The organism is Nitrincola tibetensis, from assembly GCF_003284585.1.
In the GTDB taxonomy this organism is placed as follows: Bacteria; Pseudomonadota; Gammaproteobacteria; order Pseudomonadales; family Balneatricaceae; genus Nitrincola; species Nitrincola tibetensis.
Genome location: NZ_QKRX01000011.1, coordinates 1 through 13,173, shown reverse-complemented (window position 1 = coordinate 13,173; position 13,173 = coordinate 1). Strand labels below are relative to the sequence as shown.

Annotated in this window: 13 protein-coding genes; 6 read left to right on the top strand and 7 right to left on the bottom strand. The window is 43.6% G+C overall.

Annotated features, from left to right (window positions below; translation table 11 throughout):
• The first annotated feature begins 358 nt into the window (after positions 1-358).
• From DN062_RS13635 to DN062_RS13620, 3 genes are all read left to right on the top strand, one after another.
• Positions 359-736, top strand: coding sequence for a DUF2237 family protein (locus tag DN062_RS13635; protein WP_112159965.1), 378 nt, complete (start codon positions 359-361; stop codon positions 734-736).
• Positions 737-1,813: 1,077 nt separating this feature from the next.
• Complete coding sequence (locus DN062_RS13625; protein ID WP_112159863.1) at positions 1,814-2,278, top strand: SHOCT domain-containing protein; 465 nt, start codon at positions 1,814-1,816, stop codon at positions 2,276-2,278.
• 20 nt (positions 2,279-2,298) lie between these two features.
• Positions 2,299-2,676, top strand: coding sequence for a heavy metal-binding domain-containing protein (locus tag DN062_RS13620; protein ID WP_112159862.1), 378 nt, complete (start codon positions 2,299-2,301; stop codon positions 2,674-2,676).
• 121 nt (positions 2,677-2,797) lie between these two features.
• Here DN062_RS13620 and DN062_RS13615 read toward each other — a convergent pair whose 3' ends face one another.
• From DN062_RS13615 to DN062_RS13585, 7 genes are all read right to left on the bottom strand, one after another.
• Positions 2,798-3,610 carry an HAD-IIB family hydrolase gene (locus DN062_RS13615; RefSeq protein WP_112159861.1) on the bottom strand — a complete coding sequence of 271 codons (813 nt, stop codon included), beginning with the start codon at positions 3,608-3,610 and terminating at the stop codon, positions 2,798-2,800.
• The gene (locus DN062_RS13610) at positions 3,597-4,451 is read right to left on the bottom strand and encodes an endonuclease/exonuclease/phosphatase family protein (protein WP_112159860.1); all 855 of its coding nucleotides are present in this window, start codon (positions 4,449-4,451) and stop codon (positions 3,597-3,599) included. The genes DN062_RS13615 and DN062_RS13610 overlap by 14 nt, the downstream gene beginning before the upstream one ends.
• Positions 4,451-5,260, bottom strand: a complete 810-nt coding sequence (locus tag DN062_RS13605; RefSeq protein ID WP_239995790.1) for a carbohydrate ABC transporter permease — start codon at positions 5,258-5,260, stop codon at positions 4,451-4,453. Before DN062_RS13605 ends, DN062_RS13610 begins: the two co-directional genes overlap by 1 nt.
• Positions 5,261-5,269: 9 nt before the next feature.
• Positions 5,270-6,142: a carbohydrate ABC transporter permease gene (locus DN062_RS13600; RefSeq protein ID WP_112159858.1), complete on the bottom strand. Its 873-nt coding sequence runs from the start codon at positions 6,140-6,142 to the stop codon at positions 5,270-5,272.
• 66 nt (positions 6,143-6,208) lie between these two features.
• Complete coding sequence (locus tag DN062_RS13595) at positions 6,209-7,489, bottom strand: ABC transporter substrate-binding protein (RefSeq protein WP_112159857.1); 1,281 nt, start codon at positions 7,487-7,489, stop codon at positions 6,209-6,211.
• A complete protein-coding gene (locus tag DN062_RS13590) occupies positions 7,473-8,528 on the bottom strand; it encodes an ABC transporter ATP-binding protein (protein ID WP_112159856.1) in 1,056 nt (351 codons plus the stop codon). The genes DN062_RS13595 and DN062_RS13590 overlap by 17 nt, the downstream gene beginning before the upstream one ends.
• Positions 8,529-8,537: 9 nt before the next feature.
• Positions 8,538-9,293 carry a DeoR/GlpR family DNA-binding transcription regulator gene (locus DN062_RS13585; protein ID WP_112159855.1) on the bottom strand — a complete coding sequence of 252 codons (756 nt, stop codon included), beginning with the start codon at positions 9,291-9,293 and terminating at the stop codon, positions 8,538-8,540.
• A 1,008-nt stretch (positions 9,294-10,301) separates the two neighbouring features.
• On the opposite strand from DN062_RS13585, the gene DN062_RS13575 reads away from it, so the two are divergent.
• The 3 genes from DN062_RS13575 to tnpB form a co-directional block, all read left to right on the top strand.
• A complete protein-coding gene (locus tag DN062_RS13575) occupies positions 10,302-12,404 on the top strand; it encodes a sensor domain-containing protein (protein WP_112159854.1) in 2,103 nt (700 codons plus the stop codon).
• A 151-nt stretch (positions 12,405-12,555) separates the two neighbouring features.
• On the top strand, positions 12,556-12,843 hold the full coding sequence (gene tnpA / locus DN062_RS13570) for an IS66 family insertion sequence element accessory protein TnpA (RefSeq protein ID WP_112159853.1): 288 nt from the start codon (positions 12,556-12,558) through the stop codon (positions 12,841-12,843).
• Positions 12,840-13,173, top strand: a 334-nt coding sequence (gene tnpB, locus DN062_RS13565) for an IS66 family insertion sequence element accessory protein TnpB (protein WP_112159852.1), incomplete at its 3' end; no start/stop codon positions are given. The genes tnpA and tnpB, both read left to right, overlap by 4 nt.

The window sequence follows — 13,173 nt, the reverse complement described above, 5'->3', positions numbered from 1 at the left end:
CTGTGAGATCTCGACTCCACAACCGTTACAAAAAAGGGTAGCAACAGGTCCTTCAGTTTTTACAATGGCATGTTTGTAATTCATAAAATAGTTCGCGAGAAATCCCACTTTTATCAAGGGCGGATAGCTTGTCGGTTGAAGCCGACCCTTATCTCGCATTCCTTTTGTATTAGCTATCATAGGTTTATGTATATTTGGTTGGTTTCATATGTCCCAAGCTATACAAGATATACGGCACATGGGTTGAGTCAGACTTTTGGAGCTCAAAACTAAGTGAGTTGCTATGCGTCATCAACCACGAGATCCATCTGCTAACTTAATTCGAATAATCTATGCGATTTTCGATAAAGGAAAGCTCATGAATACATTTCAGAAGCCAAAAAAGCTAAATGTCTTGAATCAACCTCTAGTGTCATGTTGCCAAAGTCCAATGACAGGTTTTTTTCGTGATGGCTATTGTCATACTAATGATCAGGACTACGGTCGTCACGTGATCTGTGCGCAAGTGACCGAAGAGTTTCTTGCCTTCACCAAAAAGCGTGGCAATGATCTTTCTAAACCCGTCCCTGATTACGGATTTCCAGGCTTAAATCCTGGAGATAGATGGTGTCTCTGTGCGGTTCGATGGAAAGAGGCATTGGAAAATAATTGTGCTCCACCGGTTTTTCTGGAATCTTGTGAGATAACTGCGCTGTCGGTGGTGTCGTTAGAAGTGTTGCGTAAGCATCAAATTTAAGGGGCTGTCTAGGCCTAATGTTTAACCACCATAGAAGCTCTTAAGTCAGATCAGGCTATGGCTTCGCACATTGAATGGGTTAAGAAACAAAAGGCATTGGCCTGACTATCGGTATTGGTTGCCCCTTTAAGGCCATAGGGTCAGGGACGTGAGGAGATATACAATCGTCGGACTACTGGAGCAAGTATAGGCCCTCGTTAAAGGAGTTTGGCGTAGGTGAGGCAACCATCTATCGGGCATTGAATAGAGTTAAGCAGCTGATATTCACGAAAGTGGCTTCTTAACTCCGAGTTGAGTGATCCTGCTAGAGAGGGAAGTGGTATTTATTTTGATCTCAACTTTATATAGCAAAACTAGGCTGGTTGTTTAAAAAATTTTAAAAAAATTAATGATAAGAACAAATTATGACCATTTCTTTGACTTAAGTCTGTTTTAATCTCTTTTTTATTTCTATATGATACGTGCATAGGAAACATGGAAGAGTATCAGGATGTTTATTCAACATACTACATTATTGAATTATCTGACCTTATTGCAATTGCTTCTGCGATCACCTGAGAGTAGGTCAAGTGAAATGGCAAGTGCTACTGAATATGCCTTCAAATATGCTGTAGCTACCTTTACTCAAAAGTATTGGAAATGCTTGCTACTAATAGTCTTGATATTGCAGTTAGAGAATCAACTATGGTTGGCCACACTCGTAAAATTAGATACACGTCGAAAAAAACACTATAGAGTTATCAAATTTTTGCAATATGAGTCTATTTTATGACTTAAATTCGTAAGATAATCATATTCTATTTAGGTCAAAAATATATGTTTGATTTTAATGACGCTGCGAGGTTTTAGTGGAGTGCCAACTAAATTTATTCAATAAAAATATTAATTTTCTATACTATTTTTATACGGATTAAATTGCTATTGCTATTGCTATTGCTATTGCTAAAGCTTTGGCTTGTAAGTTAATGAAGGTATTTAGTGAAATTTCCCTCTCGTAATATAACTATTGACTTAAATGTTCAACCACAAATTATTGTAAAAAGCTAAATGTATAACCAATGAAAAAAGGATGTTTAAATGAAAAAAATGTTAACCCTAGCCGTATCTGCAGCATTTTTAACTGGCTGTGCTGGTAGTGCTAACCACAAAGTACTGACTGCAAACCAAGCCGGTGACTCAATGTTGAACTGTCAACAAATAGATGCAGAAATAGTCCGTGCTCAAGTTGTCATTGATGGTGTAAACCAAGACAAAAATGACTTAAGTGGTGCAGACATTATTGATGGATTGCTGTGGTTTCCTTTTAACCTGATCGCTAAATCAGGTAACTATAGTAATGCTTTAAAGGCGGCTGACGAGCGTATTGGTCGGTTGCAACAACTGAAAACTGAAAAGTCTTGTGGTGGGATGAATAAAGAGCAGCAAAGTGCAGCGGCTGATGAGATTCTTACAAAATTAAGTGAGCTAAGTCAGATGCACAAGGCGGGCGAACTGACAACTGAAGAGTACAACATGGCAAAGCGCAAAGTTTTAGATCTCTAGTGTAGAAAGGAACAAGAATTATGAAGATCAAGCCCCTCGTTTTAGTTACAGTGCTAAGTGTCGTGACTCTATCAGGTTGCGCGAGTTATCGCGTTGACTCAAATATTAAGAGTGTTCAGCCTGTTGCCGTTAGTGCTAAAGAAAACATTATCATTACAGAAAAAACTTTGCCCGCAGGTACTTTTACATTGATTGGGCCTATAGATGTCTCTGTAAAAAAACTGACTGTGTTTCATAAGGATCCAACCCGCGAACAAGCAAATGAAGCGTTGCGAGAAAGAGCCATCAGCATTGGAGCTGATGCTGTTATGCAAGTTCGCTATACCAGTGGCATTGGGATGACAACTTGGGGTTACCTAGACGCAGAAGGAAAAGCGGTTAAATTGCTTAACAAGTAAATTTAAAGCCCTCTTTAAAATACTTCATATATGATATGGTTCATTTAAAGAGGGTTTCACCAAGCGTTCATTATCCATACAAATATAGTGGATTTGAAGCAATCGATCATTATCGATTATTTCATATGGAATGCTTCAATAAGCAGTTAGCGACTTCAACAAACCCAAAGCCACCATTTTTCTTCGTTATAAATCTTGGGGGCGTATTTAAAAGATCTAAAAATGCTCTAATATTTGCCACTCCAAAGGTCATTTTAAACTGATCAAACATTGAAATGTCATTTGCAGAGTCACCTACAAAAGCGACCTGAAGCATGAACTCTTGTTCACTAACCCCCTGACTTTTCAACCAAGCGATAGCCGTTGATGCTTTATCATAGTCACCTCTCCAAGCATTAATATGTATTGAACTTTTTCGTGCATGTATGCCGTGCGCTTCAAGGGCTTTGATGAGGATTGCAATTTCTTCATCACTATTATGATGTTGTTGATGAATGTCGAAGGCAATATCAGTTTCACGGTAGCGTTGATCAGCCGTAGCACGTGCAAACGGAAATTCATTAAGTAGTTGATCTTGAATCAATAAAAGTTCTTCGTGTTGTTGACGTCGCCTTATATCATCAAGGAAGTAATGAGTTTTGATCTGTCCTAGAGCATTTTTCTGCATCCAGAAGGCACCGTTTTCGCCGATTACAGCGGAGACAGGCCAAGTGCGTACCATGCAGTCACACCATCCTGCGCAGGCACCCGTAACGGGTATTACTTGAATTCCTGCCTCTGCTAGTTGTTCCAATGCTCTGAGCGTATTGCTTGGCAGTTTACCTTGCCATGTTAGAGTGTCATCGACATCTGTAAATAAGTAGCGTACTTGATGATTAATTGTGTCCGGTAGTTCTAGTGCTAATTCCGTTTCAAAAAAATTAAGGTGTGTCATGAACAGACGTCTCCAGAGTCACAATAAGCGGTTGGTGGTCGGATAAAGGGGTGTGCGTATCGACTGAAAACGTGTGCGCCTTCAGATTTTGCAGCAAAATATAATCTCGGCAATGAGGGCCTTGAGGCCATTGGTCAGAGTCGTACACACCGCAAGTTGGAAAGGGAATCTGTTTTGGATAACACTGTTGAAACGCATCCTTCCAGCCTTGTTGTCTTAGCCAGTGATATTGATCACTGGTACTGTCTAGGTTGAGATCACCGCAGAGCAGTGTGCTATTAGTGCTGTCGGGATGAGCATAAATGCCAGGTCCTCTCGATCTTGGCAGTCGATTTTCCTGTGTATACTTGGCGGCTAGGTCGTTTAGATACGCCAGCTGAACAAATCGTTCCTCGGGATTATGGTATGCCAAGTGGGTGTTCAAAATACGGATAGGCTGATGACCAGCAATTAGAGTTTCGACAGCACAACGTGGCGTTTGCCAGTATTCTGTTGCGCTGGAACTGGGCAAGCTGTGTACACGCTTATCGAGCATTGGTGCGTTGACCAAGGTTAGATTACCAAACTCTCGGCGTTGGTTTGGCTGCGAGCCTGGCCAGCTTAGCGCAGCACCCCATACTGGCGTATATTCACTGAAGGCTTGGCATAGGACGGCCAGTTGGTCAGGTTGTGTTGAACAAACGTACTCATCAAAGTAGCGTGCCACTTCTTGAAGACAGATTACCGTTAGCGGACCTTGGTCAAAGATGTAGTTAATCACATGATCCAGAGCGATCTGTCCATCACAGCCTTTGCCACTTTGTATGTTCCAAGTGAGCAGACGAAAAGGAGTTTGTGTCATTATTTTAGTCCTGCGTGCATAAAGGATTGTAAAAAACGACGCTGAAAAATCAGGAAGACAATCAGCAATGGACCGATGGCAATTAAGGTTCCTGCACAGATCACTGGCCAGTCAACTCCTGATTCCGGTGCGCCAAAAATGGCCATGCCCACGGTAAGCGGGCGACTATTAGTGGTATTTGTGACCACCAGAGGCCAAAGAAAATTGTTCCAGTGGTGGCTGACCGAGACCAATCCAAAGGCTAAATAGGTCGGTTTAGCGAGTGGTACATACACTTTCCACAGTACACCTAGCCAAGAGCAACCTTCCAAACGCGCGGCATCTTCCAGTTCTTGGGGGACTGTTTTAAAAGTTTGGCGTAGCAGAAAAATACCAAAAGCACTGGCCATGTAGGGGAGTCCAACACCCAGCCAAGTATCGATCAACTCAAGCTTTGCCAAGGTACGGTAGTTCTCGACGATAAGTATTTCCGGCACGATCATCAGTTGTAGCAATACCAGTCCAAACAGCAGGCTTCGCCCTTTAAATGGCATACGTGCAAGGGCATAGCCTGCCAAGGTACAAAGAACTAATTGGAAGGACAGAATCAATCCCGTGATCATCATAGTGTTGAACATATAACGCATAAAAGGTGCTTGCTGCCAAGCGGTGACAAAGTGTTCGAGTGTCAGTGGCGCCAACAAATCAAAACGCGTGGCATATTCCGACGGATGAAAGGCAGCCCAAAATGCATAGAGTAGTGGAAAGATCCAGGCTAGCCCAAGCGCCCAAGCGGCAGTGAAAGATAGGGTTCGTGTAAATGTAGGCATCATCAAATCTCAGCGGTAATGAATACGTCGTTCGACCAATAAAAATTGCACTACAGCCAGCAAAATGAGCAGGATAAGCAGGACAAGAGTGAGTGCTGCTGCGTAGTTGCTATCAAAGAAACTGAAGGCGTTCTCATAGATGTAATACAACAGAAGATTAGTGGCGTTATTGGGTCCACCTTTGGTCAGAATGAACAAGTGATCTACTAACTTGAAAGCATTCAGAACGGCATTTACCAATACAAATAGCGTGGTTGGCATCAACAAGGGTAGGGTAATGCGACGAAAAACATAGAGAGGGCTTGCATTTTCCACGGCAGCGGCGGCATAAATATCCTTATTAAGACTCTGGAGTGCGGCCAGATAAAAGATCATAAAGAAACCTGACTCTTTCCAGATAGTCATCAGCATCAGACTGATTAGAGCCCAATTCGGGTCACCTAGCCAGTTAATGCCTGTCAAGCCAACTGAATTAAGGATTTTGTTAAACAGGCCAATTTCTGGCGTGTAAAAAAACAGCCAAATATTGGCTACGGCGATCATAGGTAGCATGGTCGGTGTGAAGTAGGCGAGTCGAAGGGCCGCACGACCACTGATTTTGCTATTGACCCAAAGGGCCATCGCCAATGCCAGAGCCATGGAGGTAGGCACGGTGCCAATTGCATACCATAGGTTGTTGTGGAAGGCTTGCCAAAAGACTGCATCGTCCAGCATCGAACGGTAATTTTCCAATCCAGCAAACTCCGAAGGGTTTCTGCCACGAGCAGGAAAAAACAGCGAGTGCCACAGTGTGGTTAGTGCTGGAATATGGGTGAATGCAAGCAGCAAAACTAAAGCGGGTAATAGCATTAACCAAGCGTAAAGTTGATTGAATCGGTTCATTAGATAACCTAGATCACAAATTAAAACATGCGGTAGCCTCTACTGAGGCTACCGACTAGAACTGTATTAGTAACGAGACAGAATACGTTGTGCTTGGTTTTGTGCACTATCCAGCGCTTCTTGTGCTGACTGCTGGCCATTTAGAACAGCCTGTATGGCATCATCAAGTAGTTTGCGGATACGTCCTGACTCATGTGTAGAGAATTCTGCAGTGGCATACTTCAACTGATCACGTGCTACGGCAGCCGGAGGGAAATCGGCAACGTAAGCTTTCAGTGCCTCAGTTTCATAGGACTCAGGGCTGACTCCCATATAACCAGTAGCAATACTCCAGTGAGCAGCTTGCTCAGGTGATGTCATAAAACGAACAAGTTGAAGTGCGGCTCTACGCTCTTCTTCACTGGAGTCCTTAAATAGGTAAAAGTTGCCGCCGCCCGTGGGAGAACCAGGACGCTTATTTTCAGGCAACATTGCGACACCAAAGTCAAAGCTGGCATTGTCCTTTACTGCCGTTAAGTTGCCAGTAGAGTGCCACATCATAGCGGTTTTCTGTTCCAAGAAGTTTTGGCGCAGGGTACCCCACTCGATCATGCCTTGTGGCATGACGGCGTATTTACCGCTTAGATCCTGCCAATAGGTCAGTGCTTCAACCACGCCTGGGTTATTAAAGTAGGTTTTGTTGCCCTCGCTGTTCATGAGAACTTCATCGTTTTGCATTGCCAGTGCACCGAACATCCAGTAAGGATAGCCAGTAGATGGGATCATCAATCCCCACTGGTTGACTTCATTATTACTGCCACGAACCGTGAGCTTCTGGCCCATCTCAACCATTTCTTCCCATGACTTCGGTGGTTGCTCGGGATCTAGTCCAGCGCTGCGGAAAGCATCTTTGTTGTAATACATTACGATTGTGGAACGCTGGAACGGAATCCCCCAGACTTGATTTTCAACGATGCCGTTTTCCATAAGCGCTGGATAGAAGCTATCCAGCCAAGCTCGTTCGTCATCCGTTTTCACAACTTCATCAAATGGTACGATGGCGTCAATGCCCATTAGTTCGTGAACATCAATGGAAAACAGCACCGACAATTGTGCTGGCTGACCACTATTCAACGCGGCAAGTGCTTTGACTCGTGTATCGTTGTAGTTACCAGCGTAGATAGCATTTACCTTGATATCGGGGTGTTGTGCTTCGAAATCACTGATCATGCCGTCTACGACATCGGTTAGCGGCCCTCCTACTGAGATAGGGTAAAACATGGTCAGTTCAGTTTGCGCATAGGCTGCGTTGCTCAGTGCGAATGCGGTAAAGCCAGTTGCCAGCAGGCGCTTAGTGCTGCGTATCATGGTGAAACTCCTTTTGGATGAGAGAGTGGGTTGTAAGAGTAGGTAAAACATAATCGGACAAGCGCTGTCCTGTGGTACTGCAAAAAACGTGTTGATCTTGACTGCGCCAATTTATATTCAGTGCGGAGCCAGCCGCGAGCAGCTGGTGTCCTGGTAGGCGTAGCTTGATCGTTTGATGTGACAGAGATGGCAGGCTTATATCAATGATTGTATCGGCGCCATGGTAGTCACAACGAATGACCTCAGCCGCAATGCCATCAGTTGCTAAATGAATATGTTCCGGTCGAATACCGAGCAAAAAGGAACCTTTGTTGATCAGGTTCATTGGTGGATTGCCGATGAAACGTGCAACGAAGGTGCTGGCAGGAGTCTGATATAAGGCATTGGGTGTACCGCACTGGGCAATTTCACCCTGATTCAGTAGAAGAATACGATCAGCCATGCTCATCGCCTCTACCTGATCGTGAGTGACATATAGCACGGTCATACCCAGTCGTTGCTGTAGAGCCCGCAACTCTGCACGCATCTCATTTCGCAATTTGGCGTCCAAATTGGAAAGAGGCTCATCCATGAGGCACAACGGAGCTTCTGCAATGATGGCTCTAGCAAGAGCTACACGCTGGCACTGACCACCTGACAGTTGTGAGGGCCTTTTTGAAAGATGATCGCCTAGATTGACCAAATCAGTAACGCGCTTGAGTCGCTGATCTCGCTCAAGTGCACCTACACCTCGGGCCTTCAAGCCAAAGACGATGTTCTCAGCAATGCTCAAATGTGGAAATAGTGCGTAGGATTGAAAGACCATTGCTAATCCACGCTTCCCAGGTGGAAGGTGAGTAATATCCTGTCCATTCAGACTAATTGATCCAGAACTCGGATGTTCAAGTCCTGCTATCATTTTCAATGTGGTTGACTTTCCACAACCAGAGGGGCCGAGGAGGGCGACAAACTCACCTTGAGCAATTTCAAAACTGATATTTTTGACAGCCAGTGTTTCCTGCCATTCTTTGCGCAGTTGTCGTATTTCTAATTGACTCATTGAGGCACCTCAGGTTCTTAATTCAATATTGGCGGCATCAGCTAGACTTGCGATCTCTGTTGTTATCAGGTCAGTCACAAATAGATCGACATCGTTCAGGGTTGCCGTGCGGACAGGTGCTTTGCGCAGATACTTACTGCTATCAGCGACCAGAATACGCAGGTCGCTGTTTTCGATAATGGCACGAGACAGGTGAGACTCTTCCGGCGAAAAATCCATCAGCTCCCCTCCAGCCCCTAGTCCTCCGATACCAAAAATGCCGAAGTTAACTTGAAAGCGGCAAAGAAAACGCGTGGTATCTTCGCCCATAAGGTCTTGATCTGATGGTCGGATGCGCCCACCAGTGAGCAGGGTTTCGATTTTAGGGTTATGGCATAGCGCCATGGCTGCATTAATATTATTGGTTATCACCTGCAGTCCGGGATGATCAATCAGGGCTACAGCAACCTGCTGGGGTGTTGTGCCAATACCCAAAAAAATGGTTGATCCTTCAGGTATAAGCGCTGCTACAGATTGGCCAATTCTGCGCTTGGCATCGAGGTTGATCACCTGACGGCTTTGGAATGAGAGATTGCGGTTATGAAAAGGCAAACGAATACCGCCGTGCACTCTCTGAACCAAACCTTGGTCACTCAACTCATTGAGATCTTTCCGAATAGTTTGTACAGAAACATTAAAAGCATCGGTTAATTCTTGGCTTGAGAGTTGCCCCCCAGCTTGCTTTAGCCAGGCGAGGATTTTGCTTTGGCGCTCGGATAGCTGCATTTTGACCTTCGAACGAACTTAAATTGGTGGTTTTAAATTTCGAACGAGAGGTTATCGATTTAATATTGCAAATTGATGACGTTTTTGTGTTGAAGTGTGAAGGTTTTATGAAGGTGTGTAAGAAGCAATCTAATAAGAGGTGGGCGACATGGAGTAAGTGGCGATGGAGTCGATTAGATTATCCTAAGTGATCTGAATATTAACAATACAGCAGGTGCTGGAATAAACCTTGAATATTCAAGAAACATTACTATTCAAAACAATATAATCAGTAATCTTGAAAAAGCGAACTCTGACGGTTTTTCAAATGGAACTCCTTTAAACACTATCACGGGGGTGGAATTCGGCTTAATAATACAGACAGTATTCAAGTTTATGATGAAAACGAGGCACTGAAACGACGAGTGGCCGGGTTCGAGAAGCAGTTATTTGTTGAGAAATCGGAGAAGCCCGGTTGATAATCCGCATCAACCTAGCCTGCTGCGCGAAGGGCAAACCATGACTGAACCCGAGGGGCCCTGCGTCCAATCCCGATGGGGCAAAAGGCGTGATATAGACAAATGGATCAGGCGAAAATTGCGTTGCTATATCTTGAAACAAATGGGGGCGAAGTGGGTACCGTAAACTACGTGGTTTAGGGGTAGATCGCTGGACGGCTTGAAACACGGCCAAATAGGCTCATGGACCTTGGCGCTTAAGTAAAAGCCCTGTACTTTACAAGGTCTTGCCTAACTGATATTTTGCTAAATTGCGGCAGTTATGATTGGTGGCATAAAGAACATTAAGGAAATGAGCCGCCGTGGTACCTGACCCGTATGCTCTGTGGTGTGGGAGGAGAGATATTGTAAAATGCGTCCCTATCCCGATTAAAAAATGTAGATATGATTTGTTTAACTATTACAGAGAACATCCAGAAATGTCCTGTACCTTTTTTGAAGGAGTTTTGGCTCAGGTCAATTAATAGAAAAGACCTCTAATACTCGTGTTTTCGTATAGTTGGATAGTGTAATGATAAATGACCTTGATAGCCAAAAAACTATAACAAAATCAATGCTAAGCACTGATGACTTTGACTTGTCCAGTCAGCAGGCGTCTATCATTGATGCTGCTAATGAAATGGTAGCGACCATTTCTCATGATGAACGTATACTTTTTGTCAATCATGCGGGTCGAAATTTGTTGGCAATCTCACAAGATCATAATCTGGCATCTGAACCGCTTTACGTAGAAGACTTCCACTCTGTCGAGGTCTATGCACTGTTAAAAGATCATGTTTTCCCATCCATCATTCAACAACGTAAAACATGGAAAGGTGATATTGAGTTTAAAGACTTAAATAACCAATCTATTCCTGTTAACTTAAGTGTTATACCGCACATGGATGAACATGGAAAGGTCGCATGGATTACGGGAATTGCTAGAGATTTACGTGAACAAAATGCACTAGAAATACAGCAACGTTTGGCTAAAAGAGTATTCGATAATACTATTGAGGGTATTTTTGTAACGGATGCCTTCTCTAAAATTTTGCAAGTTAACCGTGCTTTCTGTGAAATTACGGGCTATTCAGCATCTGATGTCCTAGGTAATACACCTAAGATTTTGCAATCGAAACATCATGACTCAAGTTTTTATGAAGCCTTGTGGAATCAAGTGAATAAAACAGGTACTTGGCAAGGAGAAATTTGGAATCGCAGGAAAGACGGGAGTGCGTATCTACAATGGTTGTCGATTAACTGCCTGAATAATAAACAGGGTGAAATAGAGTATTATGTTGCAGTATTTCATGATCTATCTGAGCTGAGAGCGCGAGAAGCTCAAATTGACTTTTTAGTTAATCATGATCCCTTGACAGAGCTAGGGAATAGAAAACAATTAATTGATCGACTTAAATATAGTATTCAAAGCAATATCCATCGTAATAAGAAAATCGCGGTCATTAAAGTAGACCTAGGAGAAATTCAGTTGATTAATGACAGCCTAGGTCATGCTTTCTGCGATCGGTTGATACAACAAGCTGCTAGTCGATTAAAAACTATAGTGAGTGATCAAAATCTATTAGTGCGTTTAGCTGCAGATGAGTTTGGTGTGTTGGTCGCGGATATTAAAAACGCGATAGATATTAGTCGTTTGGTCTTTGAATTAAAGTCATCACTACAGCTACCTTTTCAAATAGATAATGAAAACTTATATATGAATCCATCATTGGGTATCGCATTTTATCCAGATGATACGACTAGCTTTGATGACTTATTGCGCTTTGCACGAATTGCATTGCAGCAAGCTAAGAGTGATGGTCGAAATACTTTTTGCTTTTACAACTCCGATATGAGCCATCAAGCACGTGATAGATTGTTGCTTGAGCAAGCTCTCAGAGAAGCCATCGCATCAAATGGTCTCAGCCTGAATTTTCAACCGAAGGTTCAATTAGAAACAGGCGAGGTGTTTGCGTCAGAGGTTTTAGTCAGATGGAATCATCTTACACAAGGCTTTATCTCTCCATCGGTATTCATTCCGATCGCAGAACGCTCTGGCTTAATTGCTGATTTAGGCCGTTGGGTTATGGAGGAAACTTGCCGGTATCTAGCTGAAATTAAACAATCTGGACTAACCATACTGCCAGTGGCAATCAATCTATCAGTCCATGAACTTGAGGGGTCAGGTTTTGCAAAGCACTTGATGAAATATGTGAATGATTACGATTTAGAACCCAGCTTATTTGAGTTTGAAGTGACTGAAACAGGATTAATTTCCAGAGAAGAGATGGTCATCGAGTCATTGAAACAGCTTAGAGAAGCAGGTTTTAGAGTAGCTCTTGATGATTTTGGAACGGGCTACTCAAGTTTGTCTTACTTGAGAAAGCTCCCCTTAACTACCCTAAAAATAGATAGAGCTTTCGTTAGTGATATTACTGATGATAAGGTTGCCGCCAGTATAGTAAGAACTGTAATCACACTAGCAGAAAGTCTTGGCCTTGAAGTGATTGCTGAAGGTGTTGAAACTAAAGAACAACAGTCTATTTTACTTAAGTTAGGTTGTACCAAAGCGCAGGGTTATTTTTTTTATAAGCCTCTTGATAGCTTGGAATTTAGAAAATTAATAAACCATTAGAAAACTATGTGATTAAGTTAACACGATGTATTTTTTAAAGATGAATTTAAAAATTAGTCAAGAGACTGATTGTAAGCGCCAATCCAACCACCGCCTATTCGAACTGAAGCCAACTCGATAACCTCACAGCTTTCAACGCTAGGAGGTTTCCATGAGAAAGCACCGCACCAAAGCCGAATGGCTGTCATTGATTAACGAGTTTGAGCAAAGCAACCAGAGCCAAGCTGAGTTCTGCTCAGCGCGCGGATTAAATCCCAAGTACTTTAGCCTACGCCGCATCAAGCTGAAAGCCATCTCGCCGAAGGATCCCTTTGTGGAAGTGAGGCCTACCCCTGCGGATACGACCAGCGTCGTCATCCAGTATGGTACGGTTAAAGTGCACCTCCCAACGACCAGTACGCAGGTCATTGCGCAACTGGTGAAGGCGCTGGCCGCATGATTCAATGGCAGGAAGACATCACAGTCTATCTGCACCGTGAGCCAGTGGACTTCCGCAAAGCCATCAATGGCCTCAGTGTCATTGTTCAGGATACGATGTCGCTGTCACCGTTTGAAAAAGCGCTGTTTGTCTTCTGCAATAGAAAGCGCACACAACTCAAGGTGCTGTACTGGGATGAGACCGGCTTCGCTCTCTGGCAAAAGCGCCTGGAGCGCGACAAGTTCAAATGGCCTAGACATTGGGACAGTGATCCGGTGGTCATCGATCATGAGCAGTGGCAATGGCTGTTGCGCGGCTTTGATATTACGCAATTAAAACCGCACAAAGCAC

What these genes read in the sequence shown, in the direction of transcription:
- DN062_RS13575 (WP_112159854.1), top strand. Translation starts at nt 10,302, where the DNA reads ATGATAAATGACCTTGATAGCCAAAAAACTATAACAAAATCAATGCTA.
- DN062_RS13615 (WP_112159861.1), bottom strand. Translation starts at nt 3,610, where the DNA reads ATGACACACCTTAATTTTTTTGAAACGGAATTAGCACTAGAACTACCG.
- DN062_RS13610 (WP_112159860.1), bottom strand. Translation starts at nt 4,451, where the DNA reads ATGACACAAACTCCTTTTCGTCTGCTCACTTGGAACATACAAAGTGGC.
- DN062_RS13620 (WP_112159862.1), top strand. Translation starts at nt 2,299, where the DNA reads ATGAAGATCAAGCCCCTCGTTTTAGTTACAGTGCTAAGTGTCGTGACT.
- DN062_RS13625 (WP_112159863.1), top strand. Translation starts at nt 1,814, where the DNA reads ATGAAAAAAATGTTAACCCTAGCCGTATCTGCAGCATTTTTAACTGGC.
- DN062_RS13600 (WP_112159858.1), bottom strand. Translation starts at nt 6,142, where the DNA reads ATGAACCGATTCAATCAACTTTACGCTTGGTTAATGCTATTACCCGCT.
- tnpA (WP_112159853.1), top strand. Translation starts at nt 12,556, where the DNA reads ATGAGAAAGCACCGCACCAAAGCCGAATGGCTGTCATTGATTAACGAG.
- DN062_RS13590 (WP_112159856.1), bottom strand. Translation starts at nt 8,528, where the DNA reads ATGAGTCAATTAGAAATACGACAACTGCGCAAAGAATGGCAGGAAACA.
- DN062_RS13635 (WP_112159965.1), top strand. Translation starts at nt 359, where the DNA reads ATGAATACATTTCAGAAGCCAAAAAAGCTAAATGTCTTGAATCAACCT.
- DN062_RS13595 (WP_112159857.1), bottom strand. Translation starts at nt 7,489, where the DNA reads ATGATACGCAGCACTAAGCGCCTGCTGGCAACTGGCTTTACCGCATTC.
- DN062_RS13605 (WP_239995790.1), bottom strand. Translation starts at nt 5,260, where the DNA reads ATGCCTACATTTACACGAACCCTATCTTTCACTGCCGCTTGGGCGCTT.
- DN062_RS13585 (WP_112159855.1), bottom strand. Translation starts at nt 9,293, where the DNA reads ATGCAGCTATCCGAGCGCCAAAGCAAAATCCTCGCCTGGCTAAAGCAA.